This window comes from Flagellimonas sp. S3867 (assembly GCF_014698935.1).
Taxonomy (GTDB): domain Bacteria; phylum Bacteroidota; class Bacteroidia; order Flavobacteriales; family Flavobacteriaceae; genus Flagellimonas.
In genome coordinates this window covers 1,184,186-1,202,279 of record NZ_JACVMN010000001.1, presented here as the reverse complement: position 1 = coordinate 1,202,279, position 18,094 = coordinate 1,184,186, and the positions used below count along the sequence as shown (strand labels likewise).

The window sequence follows — 18,094 nt, the reverse complement described above, 5'->3', positions numbered from 1 at the left end:
TAAATGTTCAATTAATATTTATTAAACCTTGCGGCCATTTCATTGGATTAGCATTTGGAATCCACCATATGCCATTCGTTTGGCATCAAAAACCATCCTTGACGGGTCTGTCAAAGGGGCAATTAGATCAATCATTCTCGGGTCAGCTGCGACCCGCTCATTTGCAAGGTCGCGCACTTGGCGCGATTCGAATACTACCCATCCAAATACAATGGCTTCATCCGTTTTTGTTCTCATAAGTTCTGGAAACGATTGTGTGCCTTCCAATTTTAAGTCCTCACCAACATATTCAAAGTACGCAAGAGCACCATGTTCCTTCCAAATCTTTGCAACCTTTTCGGCTACGCTCTTATATTGATCTAAATGATCTTGTGGTATGGGAAGTACAAACCCGTCTATGTAATTTGTCTTGTTTTTCTCCATTTTGGTCTGTTTGATATTTAGGTAAGCACGTTACCTCCATTTTCACTCAATGGGAATATACAAATCCACAATGAATTTATTTTCGGGATGTTCCCTAAAATCATTGTGATAAATTTCAAAGGGATTCTCTACACTTTTTTTGTACCCGTTTTCGTTCATCCAAAGAAATAGGCCTGTCCAAGATTTTTCAAATTCGTTGGGAGTGATCTCAAACCTGCCGAAAATACATTTTGATTTATTAATGGTCAACCTATTGACCTCCCCATCAACTTCAAAAGGGGCATTGGTCTTCAAAAAGATGCTCATACGTACCTTGTTCGGTGCTGTAACCTTAACACTGTCGTAAAAAACCCTGCCCAGCTTGGCATGGGGATCTTTCAATAAATTTTTTGGGGTAGCCCATCGTAAAAGCTTTTCAAAGGCGGTCTCCACACCATTTTTTCCAATATGTGTTATTGCCGCAACATTCAGTTCTGGGGTTTCCTTGATTTCAATTTTTGCATTCATCGCTATCCAATTTTTAAGATTAGTAATGGTGCAAATGTATTTTTCATGGTCAGGATAGGTTTGACCATTCTTGCTTTGCAATTGACGAATCTTGCTAAACTTATTGGGGTTTTGTTTTTTGAATTCTGTCGGACTCACTCCGTAGTATTTTTTAAATGCTCTTGTGAGTGAAGAAACATCATTAAATCCATATTTATGGGCTATCTCCGTTATTGTGATAGTTTTATGTAGCAGGTCCAAGGCAGATTTTTCTATTCTACGCCTTGTTACGTATTGATTTACCGCCTCACCTGTGATGAACTTGAACACCCGATGAAAGTGGTATGGTGAGAAAAAGGCAATTTTGGAAATGGTGTTCAATGATAGGTCAGCGTCCAGATTTTCGTCAATAAATTCAAAAACCCGGTTGATTCGATTTTTATAATCGGTTGCAATGTTCTTGTTGCTAACGGTCATTTTTATTTTGTAAAATCATCAACCTCCTTGAAGATTTCTATTGAGACCCGTTTCCCCAAATCATGCATGGACCCCATTTGGCTGTGATTGCCTTCATTCCAAAACTTTTTCCAATCTTCGAGAGAATCCCATCTTGCTATGGTCTTTATTATTGTGGAATCTTCATGATTCTGCAACATAAAACTGCCTCGTGCTCCTTCAACTTCTTCATGGATCCTATTGGTTGTTCGTTTCCATGTCTCAATAAAAAGCTCTAAGTTTTTAGGGGCTACTTTCCAGTTGTATATGATTCGTATCATTTTATTGTATTTAGTGCAGCTTCTGTTGTAATATAGGGCCAAAACGAAGCGAACTGGCGTCAGCGATTATAGTCATTCTTGTGCTTTTGTCTTTAATTCTTTCAATCATTTGGCATTGGATGTACATTGACTCTATATAGCAACCACTTGTTATCTTTCTTAATCCATATTTCGGCCAAAGCAGCTTTTGATTCTGAAGTATCACCTTTAGGGCCTAAATACGTTTCTGTTACAATTCTACGCGTATGCGCATAGCTATCTATAATCAGAATTTCAAGATTTTGCTGTTTTCTTTCTGAAACACGCCATCCATCATCAAACCATTCTCTAACTCCTTCAACCCATTTGTTCTTGTTATTGGTAATGGAACTTCCAATGGTCCATCTGCTAAAGTCATCAGAAAGATAACTACCGTATGCATCAGCTCCTTTTCCATTAGGAGCGGTTGTTTCTGAAAAAAACTGCATTGTTTCCAATATCTGTTGCTGTTCACTAGTCCATTCTTCTTGACCGTAAATGGCAATGGACAGCAAGAAAAACATTATGCTGATAATGCTAAGCTTATTATTCATTTTGGCGATTGTTATTTGCTGTTAATTATTCTATTACTTTCTCCAAGACGTAATCATCCATTACATAGCTGTTGCCAATATCCTGTACTATAGCTTCAATATTGATAAAACCCATTCTCTCATATGCCTTAATGGAATTGGTATTGTATTTGTTTACCGTCAATTTTATTTTTTTTAATTCAAGTTCTCTTGCCTGTGCTTCAATAAACGAAAGTGCCGCTCTGCCCAAACTATTTCCCCGGGCTGATTTTAAGACATATAATTTGCTCAAAAAAAGAAAGTTTTCGTTGATACTATAGGAAAAATAACCAACGGGAGTCTCTTGGTAAAATATTAGATAATAGAGGATTCCATTTTTGATTTGATCTTCGATTGCATTAGCAGACTGAAATTTGTCCAGCATGTATTCAACCTGATGTATTCCAATTATTGGCGTATAATGTTCTGTCCATATACTTTTGGCTAAATCCGCTATAATTGGGTAAGTTTCTTTTGAGAGTGCTGGAATAATCTGTGTCATGATCTAAAAGAGAATAATTTTACCAGGTTGGTAAATAATCAAGCATAGCTAAAACATGAAAAATTGCAATTAAAATACTGGAAAGCATAAAAATGTTCAACAATGGATTTCCACCATTTATTTTGTATAACACTTCTGTATTGCGTTTACTAGTATTCTTGGTCATTAAAAAAGAAATAAAGAAAAAGCTAAATATAAGAACTAGACTAACAAAACCAATAGCTGTTATAAAACCATTGGGAAAATCCGCCACAATGGATTATAGCCATTGTTAACTGTTGGCTTCATATTAATTTCTGTAGGTATTCTTTTCTAATAAAGCACCTTTTTTAATAAATATAGAACAAGTAATAATCCAGATGATAAATATGCCCTCAGTAATTCGCTGAAATAAGCCTGCGTAATTTGATAAAGGATCAGACATTAATAAACCGATAAACACAATGCTAATTAATCCGCAAATGATTCCAATTTTTGATAATCCGCGGTAATTTTTTGATTTAAGTAATCCAAGACCAATAATTATAATGCTGACTGGAACAAAAATGTAGGTTAACATTCCAGTCAAATTATGTATTATTTGCGAAATACTTGGGTCAACTAACTCTTTATTGCAACCTTGGTCACAAGGAAATATTCCAACTACTATAGTTGCAATACCATAAAATATTCCAAGTCCTAAAAATCCAATTTTGGTCAGATTCGATTTAGGGAACTTTTGCAACCCAACGAAAGAAAATATTGCCAATAGAATTCCACCTGGTATATATCCGAAAAACCTTAGCTTTTTTCCATATGGCGTGTCAACAGCCATTGTTTCACTTATATATTGTGAAATTGGGTCATAATCATCAAATTGAAAACCACCCAAAAAGGAAGCCATACCAAAAAGTGTTACTCCAAGTATTCCTATCAAAAAAAGTAATTTGTTACTCATTATTTTTCACGTCTTATCAGTTGTTTGATTTGGCTTGCAGCTAATGGTTTTATATACGAATAGTCGCGAATTTAAAACACTAACTTTTGTTTAAGATTTATCAGTAAATATAAAATTAGCGACTTTGATTAAGCCTCAAAGTCGCTATTATTTTTATGCGTTGTTGACAGCAGTTTTAATTCCACTGCATTTGCGGTACTTATTCGTTAATTCCGTCAACCTTCATAATTGGACGAACTTCAATTCTCCATTTTCCGTCTTCAAACCTTGGGTCGGATTTTGCAATTCCAATCGCCTCATTCAAATCCTTTGCCAAAATATGATAATATCCAGAAATGACTTCTTTGGTTTCGTTAAATGGACCGTCTGTAAAACTGCCATTTTCAAAGGACAAAATGTGTCCTTGCATTTCCAAAGGTTGGGCTGATTTCATTTTCCCTTCTCCGACCATTTTTTTGATAAATCCACCAACTTTTTGAACGTGTTCTTGTTGTTGTTCCGGCGAAAGGTTTGCTACTGGATTTCCTTCACTTCGTATAAATAACATAAATTCTTTCATGATTGATATTTTTTGAGATTACTTTTTATTGATTCCTTCGACTTTTTTAATTGGACGGATTACTATTTCCCATCCTTCTTCCTCAAATCTTGGGTCTGCTTTTGCAATGGCTATCGCTTCACCCATATCAGTAGCTAAAATGTGGTAATATCCTGCTATTACTTTCTTGTCTTTATTTAGTTGGGTTTCGCTAAAACCATTTTTGTGACTTGATATTTTAATGCCTTCCATTGCTATAGGCTGTGCGTCTTTTAGGTTACCAGTTTTTGCTAAATTTTCAATGTACGCTCCAATTTTTTGAATATGCAATTGTTGTTTTTCGGTTGAAAGGTTGGTAACACGATTTCCATCTGAATAGACAAAAAACATAAACTCTTGTTGGACTTCTGCTTTGCTGTTAGATTGTGCAAAACTGTTTGAAATAGACATAAAGACCATTAAGCCAATAATAATTTTCTTCATAAATTTTAGATTAATAGATTATACCTTTATAACAATCGGGTTTGTTAAATAAGGACAACTTCTATTAATTTTTTTTGAAGCATTTTTATATCTCGTTTATTATTGGTTAGAGAAATAGCTTTTTTGTAGCTGCTTTTAGCTTTTTCCGTTTCGTTTTCCAATTTATAAAGTTCAGCCAATGTTGAATGAAAAAGGTGGTTTTTATCAATTTGGGTTATCTTCTCAAGATGTTTCAATTCAGATATAGCTTCCGTGTTTCCTTTTACTTTTGAAAGAGCAACACTTCTGTTCAGTCTTGAGATCGGTGTGTCTTGTAATTCAATTAAACTGTCATAAAGTGATAAAATTTCTTCCCAATCGGTTTCTTCAAAACTTGGCGCAATACAATGATTTGCAGAAATAGTTGCCAAAATTAAATAAATTGAAATCTGTTTTTGTTTAGTTGCTTGATTCAGATTTTGGATTCCTTTATTAATTAATTCTTGATTCCAATTTTTTCTGTCTTGCTTGTCCATTTCGATAATTGAATTTGTCGTATTCATTCGTGAATCAAAACGTGAAGCATTAAAGTACATTAAAGCCAAAAGAGAGTAGCAGTCTGCCTTTTTTGTAATTATATCACTTTGTGCCAAAATTTCGGTTAGGCGTATTGCCTCAAGGCACAAGTCGTATCTTATCAGCTCATTTTTTTGTGTAGGACTGTAACCTTCGTTAAAAAGCAAAAAAATGGTTTTGAGAACAATCGGAAGATTTTCGATAAGATTTTTTGGAATTTCAAAACTCACATTATTTGTTCGCAATTGTTTTCGACCTCTTACCAAACGCTTGTTAATTGTTTCTTTTGATGTAAAAAAGGCATTTGCAATTTCGGATATACTAAATCCGCAAAGAATTTTAAGGATTAGTGTAATTTGTGAATTTTCGAAAATTGAGGAATGGCAACAAACGAACATCATTTTTAGTTGTTCATCAGCTATGAGTTCTTTGGAAATTTGTAGATTTTCTAATTGTTCAGAACTTTGTTCAATTGTATGGTCGTTAAATTCCGTTTGATACTTTTTTCGCTTTAGAACGTTAAGTGTCAGATTTTTTGCTGTCGTGTACAACCAAGCCTGTGGATTCTTTGGTATTCCTTTGTGTTGCCAGTAGTCAACCGCTTTCAGTAAAGTTTCCTGTACAATATCTTCCGCTGTTTGGACATTTTCTGTTCCGATGTATTTTGTAATAACAGAAACCATTTTCCCGTACTCATTTCTGAAAAAATGTTCGGTCAACTCTTGACTATGCTTCTTGTTAGTTACGGTCATTTTTAAACTGGTGCCAACGATTTTGGCCATGATTTCGTTGTGTCGGCGTCTGCGAAGCAGCGAGCGGGTTGGTGTGGCACAAAACCATAATAAATCACAACCATTGCCAGCCTCTTTAGTTTTACTCTTCTGCTGTTGCCTTTCGCAATACAATCAATCCCTAATACTCCAAATTTCATGAATGGGGTCTCCTTTACTGGATAAACCTGAATGGTGCCATTTACCATCGATCAGTTCATAATTAAACTTTAGGCTCCGTCCCGCTTTGGAATCGTCCCTTGAAAAGAATTCGATGTTCTCGGTATATTCACCATTTAAAGTGGTGTACGTACCCCCGCCCGTTCCCATAAATTGTTTTGTATCTGTATTATAGGCAATCCATTGAAATCGGGTGCCAGATAAAATTTTCATGGTTTTTCGTGGTCTATTTGTATCGATTGTTTGCATTTTACTTTGCCGCATTCTGCCGGAGATTAGCCAAGCTCCACTTAACTTTCCCGGTGTTCCATTATCTATTCGGGTTAATTTGAGGTCAGAACCGGCAATCTGGATGGTATTTTCGGTAATAATGACCTTAAAACTTACTTCGGAGCCCACACGTTCAGGATTATCCGTATCAAATTCTACTTTCTCTGTCATCATATCTCCTTCCAATTTCCAGGTACCACCATTGGAGTGCACAAATTTTCCGGTAGTGGCATCATAGATGCTGATTACTTGATAACCATCAGCAAAAATCACCACATTTTTAAACTGGTCTCCATTCTCCGCAGTGGTATAGCCTTCCCAAGAACCTATAATGCCCTGCGCTTTAATTGCAAACGCAAGGAAAGTACAAATAAGTAGTGTTATTATTTTTTTCATGATCCGAATATTTTTTGGTCCTTTTGATTTTTGGTGTGGCACAAAACCATAATGAATTATAGCCTAGGTTACCCACAGTTTTTTATTTCCAAGTCCATATTACTTTTAAAAAATCCGATTGCTTTGTTTTTTGAGTCCGTACTCTTAAAAGAAATCAAATATTTTTCTTTTCCGGTTGTAGTCTCTAATTTAAAATTAAAAGCTATTTCGTCTGTCAATAAATTTGCTGTCATACTAATCCACCAAGGTATAACCACTTGATTTCCGTTGTCATAAACATTGAGGGATTTCACATTTACTAGGTCAATTTCTTTTTTAAATAATATTTTGTCTCGAAATATAAGTCCCTGGTATGTTCGTTCATTTTCCATAAACAGGACTTTCTTAGAAAAAAACAAAGTCGCCATAAAACTTAATGCTAGCAGACATAGGAATCCAGTTGTAAGATCCTTAAGAAACAGAGGACTTCGAAATAGATTAAGGGAACCAAAAAAAAGCCCAATCATCAAAATTCCAGATAAGGCTTTCGCTGCACTATTAAGGTAATCGTCAAGAATAGTTATTTGTTTTTTCATAATTATGCTGGACTCATTTATAAACACAATTTACCCATTTTACACGATTAACCTTTGGTTACATAAAGATAAATCCCACCATTTTATTTTAAACAGTATCTTTATGCCGTCAACACATTCTGAAAACCTCGCTATGCACAATCTCCAAAATTGGTTTACATAGAAAAAAGGGAGGGCATACGGGTGCAAGTCCCGAGACCATCTAGGCATAGCCTGGAATGTGTTGACGGTGATCCTCCCTGTTTTTTAATTATTAAACCACATTATTTATGTCAACACATGATGGTCTGCCATGCCCGCATTGTAATGCGCCCATGATCACGAATGATGCCCGTCACGTATCAAAACTTAGCCCCGCCCAGTTAAAATTGTTGCTCTATGTAGATGCCCTCGATGGCCCTGATCGGGTAAAGGCCCTAAAATGGGTGCACGATGTGGCCATTTACGAATCCAGAGAACCCTTGTATGAGGAAGAAAAAGAGGCTTTGTACCAAGTAAAGGTGCTTTGTCAGCTTATTGAAGATACTTTAGTATAGTACTAAATTGGGCCGCTTTGCGGCCCAACTATCTATTTTGTGTTATTTGGGAATTGCCAATTGTAATTTTCGGCCCTTAACCAACAGCCAGATCATAAACACCAGTTCACCAAAGAAGGTAAAGAAGAGAAAGCCCAAATCAGTGGTTGGGCTGATGAAAGCACCCAGGGTGTGGACAACATAGCCCAATCCGGCAATCAATAATAGAATTCCGAAGACTTTGGGAACATACTGTGCCTTAAAGACCAAATAGCCCAATAAAACGAGGTATATCCCGAAAATGACCAGCCCAAAAGACCATTCCAGCCTAAAGGCATCTATATGGAATTCTATTGATTCGGCCAATTGTGTGCTTGTTGGGTCGGTGGTCTGTACTAGAGTCAAAATTTTTATCAAATTGGCCAGTGCAATAAGGTACATGGCCGTATAGATCAATCGAAACCATGCTACAAGTAGTGAAAAGCGTCGCATTACCGGTTTCAAAAATAGGTACAAGGCCCAGGCAACCACAATATCGCAAAGTAGAGTAATTGTATGGAGAAAAATGCTTGTGGTGAACAACAGTTTTTCATTGCTGATGTTTTCAGCAGTTGCGGTAGCATTGTCGCCAATGAGTTTTGGGAAAATGTAAAACTCTGAAAAAGGTACGGTAAGTGTCATGAGCAAGAGGCCCAAGCCGGCAATTAGGGCCGCTTTACCTATGGTAAACGTTTGGTCAGAAGTTGTTGGTGCATCCATGGTGATCAGTTTTTTGTTAAGACTGATCTGACAGGATTTTGTTACTGCAACCTTATCGATTTATGGTCTGTACCCTGTCAGGTCCTACCGAAACTATTTTAATGGGAACGTTCAATTGCTCCTCTAAAAATGCAATGTAGTCGTTAAGTGCAGGTGGCAGTTCCTCGGCCTTTGTCATTTTGGTCAAATCCTTGGCCCATCCCTTCATTTCAGTATATATTGGAGCTATGTTTTCACTTTCTATGTTGTAGGGCAGGTGCTGAATTTCCTCTCCTTTGTATTTGTAAGCGGTACAAACTTTGATGTTTTTGAAGCCGCTCAACACATCCGCTTTCATCATCATCAGTTCGGTAACGCCATTAATTTGTACGGCATATTTAAGGGCAACCAAATCTAACCATCCACAACGTCTGGCCCTTCCGGTAGTGGCACCAAATTCGTTTCCTACGCGGCCCATGGTCTCACCATCATTATCGAACAGTTCGGTAGGGAAGGGGCCACTGCCTACTCTGGTGGTATAGGCCTTAAAAATGCCCAATACCCGTCCAATTTTATTTGGGGCAACGCCCAAACCGGTACATGCACCAGCTGCAGTGGTATTGGATGAGGTTACATAGGGATAGGTTCCAAAATCAATGTCCAACAAAGAACCTTGGGCACCTTCGGCCAATATTTTTTTGCCTTCCGCCTGCGCCTTGAACATATATTCTTCGCTGTCAATAAAGGTCAGTTCTTTTAGCTTTTCAACGGCTTCATAAAACACTTCCTCCAATTCGGCCAGATCGTATTGGATATCCACATTATAAAACCCGATCATGGCCTCATGCTTGTTTGCCAAGTTGCGGTACTTTGTTTTCCAATTGTCAAATTCCAAATCCCCAACGCGCATACCGTTTCTACCCGTTTTGTCCATATATGTTGGGCCGATACCCTTAAGGGTAGATCCGATTTTTGCCTTTCCCTTTGCAGTTTCTGAGGCTGCGTCTAGCAAACGGTGGGTAGGTAGAATCAGATGTGCTTTTCGTGAGATAAGTAGTTTGGATATAATATCAATATTGAATTTATCCAGATTGTCCAGCTCTTTTTTGAAGATAACAGGATCAATAACAACCCCGTTGCCCACAATATTCATGGCGTTTTTATGGAAAATCCCTGATGGAATGGTGTGGAGCACATGTTTTATGCCATCAAACTCCAAAGTGTGCCCGGCATTGGGACCTCCTTGAAAACGAGCTATAATGTCGTAGTCTTTGGTTAGTACATCAACAATTTTTCCTTTTCCCTCGTCTCCCCACTGGAGTCCAAGCAATAAATCTACCATGAAATGTGTTGGTTATTCGGTTAGGTTTTCTTCTTTGTTTTTTGTGCCGTAGAAATAGAGGGAGTGGTTATGGATCTTAATATTAAAAACCTCCTCTATGGTTTTTTTGATGGATTGGATACGGGGATCACAAAACTCCTTTACTTCACCGGTATCGGTTAAAATAACATGGTCGTGCTGTCGGTCAAAATAAGATTTTTCGTATTGTGCCTGGTTTTTGCCAAACTGATGCTTTCGTACCAGTTTGCAGTCCAATAAAAGCTCAATGGTATTGTACAGCGTGGCACGACTTACCCGATAGTTTTTGGTTTTCATTTTAATGTAGAGGGATTCCACATCAAAATGATCGTCACTGTTGTAAATTTCTTGTAAAATGGCGTAGCGTTCAGGTGTTTTTCGATGTCCTTTTTCTTCCAAAAAGGATGTGAACACATTTTTTACGATTTCTTGGTCTTTGTTGTTTCCCATAGCCTTCTCACCAATGCTAAAGAACAAAGGTACAGCTAAAAATTAAATTCTGGTCACTTTGTCAATACCCTCAACCTGCTTTAGATTGTTCATCAATTTTTTGAGGATGTTGTTGTTTTTTACCACCAATTTAATTTTACCGGTAAAGGTCCCTCCATCGGCACTAAAATTAAGATTACGCATGTTCACATGCATGTTGTCTGAAATAATATTGGTGATGTCGTTGACCAATCCCAAATTGTCTATTCCCGTAAGTTCAACATCCACCGAAAATTCTTCTTGGGTAGAATCAATCCATTTGGCAGACATGATCCGGTACGCATAATTGGATTGCAATGAAATGGCATTCGGACAGTTTTTTTTGTGCACTTTAATCCCATCGTTTACACTTACAAAGCCAAAGACATCGTCACCAGGAATGGGGTTGCAGCATTGTGAGAGTTTATAAGTTAATTTTTCCTCTTCTTTACCAAACACCAACATGTCATATTTGGTGGTTATTTCATCCTTGTCCACATCTTTGGGAGTGGGATTTCTTCGGATTTTGTTTTTGAAGAAATTCAGGAAGGCATTGTGGTACGAAGAGGCAAAATCTTTGATACGCTCATTATCGATGACGCCGATTCCGACCCTATAAAAGAGGTCCAGACTAGTTTTTAGCTTAAAGAAGATTACCAATTTATTGACAGTGTCCTCATTCAGCGTAATTTTTTGTGATTTTAATTTTCTTCGCAGAATTTCCCTTCCATCAGAGGCAATACTCTTTTTCTCCTCGCTCAGTGAGGATTTAATCTTGGACCGCGCCCTGGCCGTTTGCGCATAATCCAACCAACTTTGATTGGGCTTTGCACTTTCGGAGGTAATTATTTCCACCTGATCGCCACTGTTCAGCTCAGACCCAAGCGGTACAAGTTTTCCATTTACCCGCGCTCCACGGGTTTTCATGCCAACCTCGGTATGAATGTGGAAAGCAAAATCTAAGGGGGTAGCACCTTTGGGCATTGATTTTAAATCTCCCTTGGGTGTAAAAACAAAGATTTCTTTGGAATAGAGGTTCAATTTAAATTCCTCTACGAAATCCACAGCATTGGCATTGGAAGTTTCCAAGGCTTCTTGTAAACGGTTCAGCCAATCTTCAATACCCTGTTCTTGCTGTTCCCCATGCTTATATTTAAAATGGGCGGCATAGCCTTTTTCCGCAATTTCATGCATCCGCTCGCTTCGTATTTGGACTTCTACCCATTTTCCTTTCGGACCCATAACAGTAATATGTAGGGCTTCGTAACCTGTAGATTTGGGAGAAGTGATCCAATCGCGCAAACGAATAGGGTTAGGGGTGAAGTGATCGGTAACGATGGAATAAATCTTCCAAGCCAAGAACTTTTCATTCTTTCTGTCAGATTTATAGGTGATTCGAATGGCAAATTTGTCATATACCTCGTCAAAAGCCACGTTTTGGGCCTTCATTTTCCTTCGGATGGAAAAAATGGACTTCATCCGACCTTTTATATCATAATTGAGTCCCTCTTTATCCAAAGAGTTTCGAATAACATTTGAAAAATCCTCAATATAGGCCAACTGCTCTTCTTCAGTATCCTCAATTTTCGCTTGGATATCTTGGTATACTTCAGGTTCGGTATACTTTAAACTCAAGTCCTCCAAGTGGGTTTTAATATTATAAAGGCCAATTCTATGGGCCAAAGGAGCGTAGATGTATAGCGTTTCCGAAGCTATTTTTACCTGCTTGTGCTCAGGCATGGAGTCCATGGTGAGCATATTGTGGTATCTATCCGCAATTTTTATGATGATTACCCGGACATCATCGTGTAAGGTCAGCAACATCTTTCGGAAATTCTCAGCTTGCTGACTGATATCCTTATCTTTTTTAAGATGGGCTATTTTGGTAAGTCCGTCCACAATTCGGGCCACGGTCTCTCCGAACATACGCTCAATATCATCAAGTGTATATGGGGTATCTTCCACCACATCGTGGAGCAGGGCGGAGGCTATGGAAACGGCATCCAAACCAATTTTTGAAGCGACTATTTTGGCAACGGCAATAGGATGGAAAATGTAGGCTTCGCCAGATTTTCGGCGTTGATCTTTATGTGCATCAACGGCCACATCAAATGCAGAGCGTATCAACTTCTTGTCCTCAGCGGTCAAGGTTTGATAGCTGATGCGAAGCAATTCTTTATATTGCTTGGCAATCTCCTTATTCTCTTTTTCGATAGCAGCCTCCGTCATAGTATATTAAAGTTACCATAATCTTTAAAGGTAAACAACAAAAACTATGCCTTTAAGTTCCTAATTCGCTCAATTAAAGGGGGATGGGAATAATGGACAAAAACGTATGCCGGATGTGGTGTTAAATTACTCAAACTATTTTTTGATAACTTTTTTAAAGAAGTAATCAGAGGTTTTGCGGCAAAGGTGTTTTTGGCATAATCATCAGCTTGAAATTCGAATTTTCGTGACAGATAATTCATAGCAAGGCTTGTAATTTCTGAGATAGGGCTGTAAAGCAAAACAAAACCGATGAGCCCCGCATGAAAACTTGGAACGGAAACCCCAATGGCCAAGGATATTTCAGGATTATTAATGAAAAGTGACAGGATGTAAAGTGTGAGTCCCATCAATCCTAAAGAAACCGTTAGGTTGAAAATGATATGTTTGCGTTTATAATGTCCCACTTCGTGTGCTAGAACTGCCACAATTTCATCTTCATCCAAATCGTTGATCAAGGTATCGAACAGGGTTATCCTCTTTTCTTTGCCAAATCCGGAGAAATAGGCATTGGCTTTGGTAGATCGTTTTGAACCATCAATGACAAAAATATTTTTGAGCTCAAAACCCACTTTTTTGGCATAGGCCTCGATGGCGCTTTTTAGGTTTCCATCAGAAAGTGGAGTTTGTTTGTTGAACAAAGGAACTATCAATCGGCTATAAAAAAGATTCATAAAAAGGATAAAAGTGCCCGCTAGTAACCATGCGTACATCCAAAATTTTGGTCCTGTCCATTGATAGAATAAAATAAACAAAGCAAGCAGTCCTCCTCCAAAAACGGTGGCGAGCAACACTCCTTTTATTTTGTCCAAAAAGAATATTTTTTTAGTCGCCTTGTTGAATCCGTAACGCTCTTCAATCACAAAAGTTTGGTAGTAGGAGAACGGAAGTCCCAAAATTCCGCTGCCCAATAGGATTATACCAAAGAAAACCAAAGCCATGGGAATGGTTTTGTCAACTAATGAACGCGTGAGATCATCGATCCATTCAAATCCGCCAAAAAAGAGGAAGCAGAGTGTAAGAATTAGTGAAAAGCCATCGGAAAACACCCCAAACCGGTAATTGGCACGTTTGTATTCCTGTGATTTCTGGTATTCGCTGGAATCAAAAACATCATTCAGCTCTTCAGGAACGGTCGACTCAAAACGTCGTGCATTAAGATACTCTAAAAGTTGTTGAATCAGGTATTGGATCACCAAAATTGCAATGATCACATAGAACAGAGTAGTTTTTTCCATAGCTTAAAATCCGCGCTGACGCTTTGCCTCAAATATAAGTATTGCTGCTGATACGGAAACGTTCATGGAATCAATTTCGCCTTGCATGGGAATGATAATATTTTGATCAGAGTTTTGCAGCCAATCTTCTGTCAACCCAGTTGCTTCTGTACCAACTATTATGGCAGACCCAGAGCTAAAATCGCAATCAACATAGTTTTTGGACGCTGTAAGTGCCGCGCAAAATATTCTGATGTCCTTTTCTTTAAGAAATTGAATGATTTCGGCGGTAGTTCCCATTCCGATGGTATTGGTAAAAACACAGCCAACACTAGATCGAACAATGTTCGGATTGTAGATGTCCGTTTTAGGATTGGCAATTAAAACCGCATCAACGGCCGCGGCGTCCGCTGTACGTAACAGAGCACCAATATTTCCGGGTTTTTCAGGAGCTTCTGCAACCAGAACCAATGGATGCTCGTTTTTAAACTGGAGGTCCTCCAAAGTTTGGTTCTTTGCCTTGGCAACACATAAAATCCCCTCGGTACTTTCACGATAGGCCACTTTTTCATAAACCGATTTGGTTAGTTGGATTAATGGGGCTTCTGGAGTCTCGGAAATGAACGCATCGGGAGCTTCAGGCAAAATATCAGGACAATAGAGAAAAGTGTCAATGACATAACCACCTTTTATGGCCAATTCAATTTCTCGTTGACCTTCCACCACAAAAAGCCCTGTTTTTTTTCGCTCCCTGGACTTCTCCTTAAGGAGAATAATCTTTTTGATTAAAGAATTTTGGGTACTGCTGATTACTTTGGCTTCCTTCACACATCAAAAATACATATTCTTGTAATCTTGAAATGGCTTTTACGACAAAGCGGCAAACAACTACCAAAATGAGAAAATTAAGTATTCTCCTCCTTGCATTTATTGCATTCGCGTGCAAAAACAATTCCCAAAAGGAGGTTGTGCATGAAGAACCTCAGCCTCAAGAAGCAACTTCAACAATAAATTATCCTGAAGCCCTCAAAAATGTTTTTACTGCCCACGGCGGTTTAAAAAACTGGAAAAGTCAACGAACATTGACGTATGAAATGCCAAAACCAAAGCTGAAAGAGTTACATATCATTGATCTTTGGACAAGAAAAGACCGTGTTGACACGGAAAAATTTTCTATGGGCTCCAATGGAGAAAAGGTCTGGTTATTGGATGCGGCGGAAAATTATAAAGGAGATGCTGTTTTTTATCATAACCTGATGTTCTATTTCTATGCAATGCCATTTGTTTTAGCAGATGATGGCATACACTATGGCGAAACCGAAGCTTTGGAGTATGATGGAAAAAGCTACCCGGGAATCCGAATTTACTATGATTCGGGGGTCGGGACTTCACCCAAGGATGAATATTTCATTCATTTTGATGCTGAAACCCATAAAATGGCATGGTTGGGGTATACCGTAACATATAGAACGGGAGAGATATCGGATAATGTAAAATGGATTCGATATGATGATTGGCAAGAAATTGATGGTTTGACACTCCCAAAGGCGATAACATGGTACAATTATGAAGGAACCAAAATATTGGATGCCAGAAGTACGGTGAACTTTGAGAATGTTACCTTGACCAAAACAGCTAAGCCAGAAGGTTATTATGCCAAGCCTGAAGGAGGCAACTTTGTTGAGGCCAAGAACAGCAATTAAAAATTAAACCTTGAGAGACTAACTCAAAACCCTTTTCGGTCGTGGTAACTTATCAATAAGCCCACGACCGAATTGTAACTTTTAATTCCCTCTTCCTGATTGTTCGCTTTTAAAAAGGTATTGAAAATAGATTTGAAGACCGGTTCCAACGGATTTTCATATCGCGCCCAAAACTCGGACAATTCCCTAAAATTCTTTTTGACTCCAGGATTGAGTTTTTTTATGATTTCCTTGGATTTTACCTCGTCTTTTCGTGCCAAATCTGAAAGGCAATAGCCCAATGCATGGCTATAGGCCGCATATTTAAAATAAGGGTCTTCGTTCTGGGAAGTAACCAGAAATCCAATAAAATTAGTGGCATCTTCAGCGGAATAGCCCAATTGGTGCCCCACTTCGTGACCGCTTACCGTGGGCAATCTAAAGGTAGGTGTAATACCATTCACCTGGGCCTCATTTGAAAAGGGGTTCAGATAACCTCCATAACCCATATAAGTCAGGGGAATACTGAACAGTGAAGCTTTTACGCTTGGGTTTTTGTACACGAAGTCTGGATAGACTTTCTTCAATTGGTTATATCCTTCTTCTGTTTTTTTGAAGATTTCACTTCTGGAATATGGAATTTTGACGGGGTCAATGGTATCCCCGGTAATTTTCGATTGATAGTGGTTGGCTCTTTCCGTTAGGTATAGGGTAAAATCAACCAATGCTTCCTCGCTGTATTCCTTTTCGATGTCCAATTTGGTAGCAATGGGAAGTCGGTAATAGTTCATTCCCCATAACAGATGAAAGGCAAAATAGGTTATGGAAAACACCACCAGGATATCCTTGCCAAAAAGCAACGGTTTTCTTCTAATGGATTTCCAATGTTTAAAAATATATTTTCCGGCAAACCAAAAAAGTGATAAATAAAAAATATCCCCAATAGAAAAAGGAATCCATCCGAAAAGCGCCCGAAAAAATTGAGAAATGGGCGGGTACAATCCTTTACTGTAGTATTGCTCCACAAATTCCGGATAGCGGCCAATCCATTTTACAAGGATTATTTGCACAGGCAAAGCAAGCGCAACGATTGTTTTGACTTTCTGTCCCTTCAAAATAGCAAGCTGGGTATTATACGCTTCTAATCTAGTTCTTAATTCCTAGATTCCCAATACAGGTTAATATCTTAACAAAGCTTTATGCAAAAGAAAGAGCAGCACATAGGTGCTGCTCTAAACCTATATATTAGATATACTATTCTTGAATTCCAGTTATTTCCAAATCAAAAATAAGATCTGAGTTGGGAGGAATTGGACCACCACCTTGAGGGCCTAACCCCAAATGGGGAGGTAGAAAAATTCTAAGTTTGTCCCCTACGTTCATTGTGAGAAGTCCTTCCTTGAAACCGGGATACAATCTAGCTTCAGGGCTGTAGAGCATTGGATATGGCGACATATCCCCACGATGTCCTTGAGTGATTTGTTGCAGTTTTCCAAATCTTTCGGCTATCCCGGATTCTGTAGTATCAAATAAATCCCCACTAGGCAACCATCCGGCATAATTCACCAAAACTTTTTGACCAACTTTTGGTTTTTCTCCATCACCTTTGACAATAGTAAGTATCTTAAGTCCGGATGGGGTTTCCTCGGCTTCTTCTTTTTGCCTGGCAAGCTCAGCAACAAAATCTTCCTTCATTTTTTTGAAAGCAGCTACTTCGGCCTCTTCCTCTTTGAAATAGTCTTGCATGATCTGAACGGCATCAAATTTTCGGGCTTCTTTTCCGTTTCTAACGATTTCCACCTTGTTCATGACCACATCCACTTCCGGTTTATCCCCTGGCAATGTCTTTACATTGGCAATGGTGTCCACAACCTCAATTCCATTTACAACTTCGCCAAAAACAGTATGTCTGCCGTCTAGCCAAGGAGTTTCTTTATGCGTGATAAAAAATTGGCTTCCATTGGTTTTAGGGCCGGAATTGGCCATAGAAAGAATTCCCTTTTTGGAATGTGATAATGAATCATGAAATTCATCTTTGAATTTGTACCCAGGATTTCCTCTTCCGGTACCCATTGGATCACCACCCTGAATCATAAAATCCTTGATGATTCTATGAAAGACAATACCGTCATAATATTTTTTACCTTTTACGCTATCTGCAACGTAGGGGTTGTTGCCTTCGGCCAGTGAAACAAAATTGGCAACGGTAACAGGGGTTTTTTCATGTTCCAATTTAATGATGATGTCTCCTTGTGTCGTTTGGATATCAGCGAAGATTCCATCACCTAAATCGGCATGTTTGCTCGATTTGCATCCCAAAAGGACGATTGAAAATAAAGTGATTAAAACAAGTGATTGTTTCATT

At 38.4% G+C, this 18,094-nt stretch carries 22 protein-coding genes; 2 read left to right on the top strand and 20 right to left on the bottom strand.

From position 1 onward, the window contains the following. Positions 1-39 precede the first annotated feature (39 nt). The 12 genes from IAG46_RS05355 to IAG46_RS05300 form a co-directional block, all read right to left on the bottom strand. The gene (locus IAG46_RS05355) at positions 40-423 is read right to left on the bottom strand and encodes a DUF1428 domain-containing protein (RefSeq protein WP_190809281.1); all 384 of its coding nucleotides are present in this window, start codon (positions 421-423) and stop codon (positions 40-42) included. A gap of 42 nt (positions 424-465) precedes the next feature. Further along, entirely contained in the window at positions 466-1,386 is a 921-nt protein-coding gene (locus tag IAG46_RS05350; protein WP_190809280.1) for a GyrI-like domain-containing protein, read from the bottom strand. A gap of 2 nt (positions 1,387-1,388) precedes the next feature. Next, on the bottom strand, positions 1,389-1,685 hold the full coding sequence (locus IAG46_RS05345) for an antibiotic biosynthesis monooxygenase (protein ID WP_190809279.1): 297 nt from the start codon (positions 1,683-1,685) through the stop codon (positions 1,389-1,391). A 101-nt stretch (positions 1,686-1,786) separates the two neighbouring features. Beyond that, positions 1,787-2,257 (bottom strand): DUF4440 domain-containing protein, encoded by a 471-nt coding sequence (locus IAG46_RS05340; RefSeq protein ID WP_190809278.1) that lies wholly within the window; start codon positions 2,255-2,257, stop codon positions 1,787-1,789. A 25-nt stretch (positions 2,258-2,282) separates the two neighbouring features. After that, positions 2,283-2,777: a GNAT family N-acetyltransferase gene (locus tag IAG46_RS05335; RefSeq protein WP_190809277.1), complete on the bottom strand. Its 495-nt coding sequence runs from the start codon at positions 2,775-2,777 to the stop codon at positions 2,283-2,285. 19 nt (positions 2,778-2,796) lie between these two features. Beyond that, positions 2,797-3,030: an aromatic amino acid transport family protein gene (locus IAG46_RS17820; RefSeq protein ID WP_190809276.1), complete on the bottom strand. Its 234-nt coding sequence runs from the start codon at positions 3,028-3,030 to the stop codon at positions 2,797-2,799. A gap of 36 nt (positions 3,031-3,066) precedes the next feature. Beyond that, positions 3,067-3,714: a DUF998 domain-containing protein gene (locus tag IAG46_RS05325; protein WP_190809275.1), complete on the bottom strand. Its 648-nt coding sequence runs from the start codon at positions 3,712-3,714 to the stop codon at positions 3,067-3,069. A gap of 199 nt (positions 3,715-3,913) precedes the next feature. Further along, positions 3,914-4,273 (bottom strand): YciI family protein, encoded by a 360-nt coding sequence (locus tag IAG46_RS05320; protein WP_190809274.1) that lies wholly within the window; start codon positions 4,271-4,273, stop codon positions 3,914-3,916. Positions 4,274-4,291: 18 nt separating this feature from the next. Continuing rightward, positions 4,292-4,735 (bottom strand): YciI family protein, encoded by a 444-nt coding sequence (locus IAG46_RS05315; RefSeq protein ID WP_190809273.1) that lies wholly within the window; start codon positions 4,733-4,735, stop codon positions 4,292-4,294. A 44-nt stretch (positions 4,736-4,779) separates the two neighbouring features. Beyond that, positions 4,780-6,009, bottom strand: coding sequence for an RNA polymerase sigma factor (locus IAG46_RS05310; protein ID WP_223826585.1), 1,230 nt, complete (start codon positions 6,007-6,009; stop codon positions 4,780-4,782). 186 nt (positions 6,010-6,195) lie between these two features. Beyond that, entirely contained in the window at positions 6,196-6,906 is a 711-nt protein-coding gene (locus IAG46_RS05305; RefSeq protein WP_190809271.1) for a membrane or secreted protein, read from the bottom strand. A gap of 68 nt (positions 6,907-6,974) precedes the next feature. Continuing rightward, positions 6,975-7,481, bottom strand: a complete 507-nt coding sequence (locus IAG46_RS05300) for a hypothetical protein (RefSeq protein ID WP_190809270.1) — start codon at positions 7,479-7,481, stop codon at positions 6,975-6,977. Positions 7,482-7,750: 269 nt separating this feature from the next. Here IAG46_RS05300 and IAG46_RS05295 point away from each other — a divergent pair, with 269 nt between their 5' ends. Then, on the top strand, positions 7,751-8,017 hold the full coding sequence (locus tag IAG46_RS05295; protein ID WP_190809269.1) for a hypothetical protein: 267 nt from the start codon (positions 7,751-7,753) through the stop codon (positions 8,015-8,017). 42 nt (positions 8,018-8,059) lie between these two features. Here the strand turns inward: IAG46_RS05295 and IAG46_RS05290 are convergent, their stop codons facing one another. From IAG46_RS05290 to IAG46_RS05265, 6 genes are read right to left on the bottom strand one after another with little or no spacing between them, the layout of a single operon-like run. Next, positions 8,060-8,755: a DUF4386 domain-containing protein gene (locus tag IAG46_RS05290; RefSeq protein WP_190809268.1), complete on the bottom strand. Its 696-nt coding sequence runs from the start codon at positions 8,753-8,755 to the stop codon at positions 8,060-8,062. 52 nt (positions 8,756-8,807) lie between these two features. Continuing rightward, on the bottom strand, positions 8,808-10,076 hold the full coding sequence (locus IAG46_RS05285) for an adenylosuccinate synthase (RefSeq protein WP_190809267.1): 1,269 nt from the start codon (positions 10,074-10,076) through the stop codon (positions 8,808-8,810). A gap of 12 nt (positions 10,077-10,088) precedes the next feature. Next, entirely contained in the window at positions 10,089-10,544 is a 456-nt protein-coding gene (locus IAG46_RS05280; RefSeq protein WP_190809266.1) for a Fur family transcriptional regulator, read from the bottom strand. Positions 10,545-10,586: 42 nt separating this feature from the next. After that, entirely contained in the window at positions 10,587-12,791 is a 2,205-nt protein-coding gene (locus tag IAG46_RS05275; RefSeq protein ID WP_190809265.1) for a bifunctional (p)ppGpp synthetase/guanosine-3',5'-bis(diphosphate) 3'-pyrophosphohydrolase, read from the bottom strand. A 44-nt stretch (positions 12,792-12,835) separates the two neighbouring features. After that, positions 12,836-14,068, bottom strand: coding sequence for a M48 family metallopeptidase (locus IAG46_RS05270; protein WP_190809264.1), 1,233 nt, complete (start codon positions 14,066-14,068; stop codon positions 12,836-12,838). A 3-nt stretch (positions 14,069-14,071) separates the two neighbouring features. Then, on the bottom strand, positions 14,072-14,875 hold the full coding sequence (locus tag IAG46_RS05265) for a TrmH family RNA methyltransferase (protein ID WP_190809263.1): 804 nt from the start codon (positions 14,873-14,875) through the stop codon (positions 14,072-14,074). A 68-nt stretch (positions 14,876-14,943) separates the two neighbouring features. Between IAG46_RS05265 and IAG46_RS05260 the strand changes: the two genes are divergently transcribed. Further along, a complete protein-coding gene (locus tag IAG46_RS05260) occupies positions 14,944-15,750 on the top strand; it encodes a DUF6503 family protein (protein WP_190809262.1) in 807 nt (268 codons plus the stop codon). Positions 15,751-15,773: 23 nt separating this feature from the next. Here IAG46_RS05260 and IAG46_RS05255 read toward each other — a convergent pair whose 3' ends face one another. Continuing rightward, positions 15,774-16,844 (bottom strand): DUF3810 domain-containing protein, encoded by a 1,071-nt coding sequence (locus IAG46_RS05255; protein WP_190809261.1) that lies wholly within the window; start codon positions 16,842-16,844, stop codon positions 15,774-15,776. Between the two features lie 139 nt (positions 16,845-16,983). Beyond that, positions 16,984-18,093: a peptidylprolyl isomerase gene (locus tag IAG46_RS05250; RefSeq protein WP_190809260.1), complete on the bottom strand. Its 1,110-nt coding sequence runs from the start codon at positions 18,091-18,093 to the stop codon at positions 16,984-16,986. Between the last annotated feature and the right edge of the window lies 1 nt (position 18,094).

Bases quoted from the DNA above. Each gene is read 5' to 3' on its own strand.
- IAG46_RS05355 (WP_190809281.1), bottom strand. From the start codon at position 423: ATGGAGAAAAACAAGACAAATTACATAGACGGGTTTGTACTTCCCATA.
- IAG46_RS05320 (WP_190809274.1), bottom strand. From the start codon at position 4,273: ATGAAAGAATTTATGTTATTTATACGAAGTGAAGGAAATCCAGTAGCA.
- IAG46_RS05350 (WP_190809280.1), bottom strand. From the start codon at position 1,386: ATGACCGTTAGCAACAAGAACATTGCAACCGATTATAAAAATCGAATC.
- IAG46_RS05270 (WP_190809264.1), bottom strand. From the start codon at position 14,068: ATGGAAAAAACTACTCTGTTCTATGTGATCATTGCAATTTTGGTGATC.
- IAG46_RS05315 (WP_190809273.1), bottom strand. From the start codon at position 4,735: ATGAAGAAAATTATTATTGGCTTAATGGTCTTTATGTCTATTTCAAAC.
- IAG46_RS05305 (WP_190809271.1), bottom strand. From the start codon at position 6,906: ATGAAAAAAATAATAACACTACTTATTTGTACTTTCCTTGCGTTTGCA.
- IAG46_RS05300 (WP_190809270.1), bottom strand. From the start codon at position 7,481: ATGAAAAAACAAATAACTATTCTTGACGATTACCTTAATAGTGCAGCG.
- IAG46_RS05280 (WP_190809266.1), bottom strand. From the start codon at position 10,544: ATGGGAAACAACAAAGACCAAGAAATCGTAAAAAATGTGTTCACATCC.
- IAG46_RS05335 (WP_190809277.1), bottom strand. From the start codon at position 2,777: ATGACACAGATTATTCCAGCACTCTCAAAAGAAACTTACCCAATTATA.
- IAG46_RS05340 (WP_190809278.1), bottom strand. From the start codon at position 2,257: ATGAATAATAAGCTTAGCATTATCAGCATAATGTTTTTCTTGCTGTCC.
- IAG46_RS05250 (WP_190809260.1), bottom strand. From the start codon at position 18,093: ATGAAACAATCACTTGTTTTAATCACTTTATTTTCAATCGTCCTTTTG.
- IAG46_RS05290 (WP_190809268.1), bottom strand. From the start codon at position 8,755: ATGGATGCACCAACAACTTCTGACCAAACGTTTACCATAGGTAAAGCG.
- IAG46_RS05285 (WP_190809267.1), bottom strand. From the start codon at position 10,076: ATGGTAGATTTATTGCTTGGACTCCAGTGGGGAGACGAGGGAAAAGGA.
- IAG46_RS05275 (WP_190809265.1), bottom strand. From the start codon at position 12,791: ATGACGGAGGCTGCTATCGAAAAAGAGAATAAGGAGATTGCCAAGCAA.
- IAG46_RS05295 (WP_190809269.1), top strand. From the start codon at position 7,751: ATGTCAACACATGATGGTCTGCCATGCCCGCATTGTAATGCGCCCATG.
- IAG46_RS05325 (WP_190809275.1), bottom strand. From the start codon at position 3,714: ATGAGTAACAAATTACTTTTTTTGATAGGAATACTTGGAGTAACACTT.
- IAG46_RS05260 (WP_190809262.1), top strand. From the start codon at position 14,944: ATGAGAAAATTAAGTATTCTCCTCCTTGCATTTATTGCATTCGCGTGC.
- IAG46_RS05345 (WP_190809279.1), bottom strand. From the start codon at position 1,685: ATGATACGAATCATATACAACTGGAAAGTAGCCCCTAAAAACTTAGAG.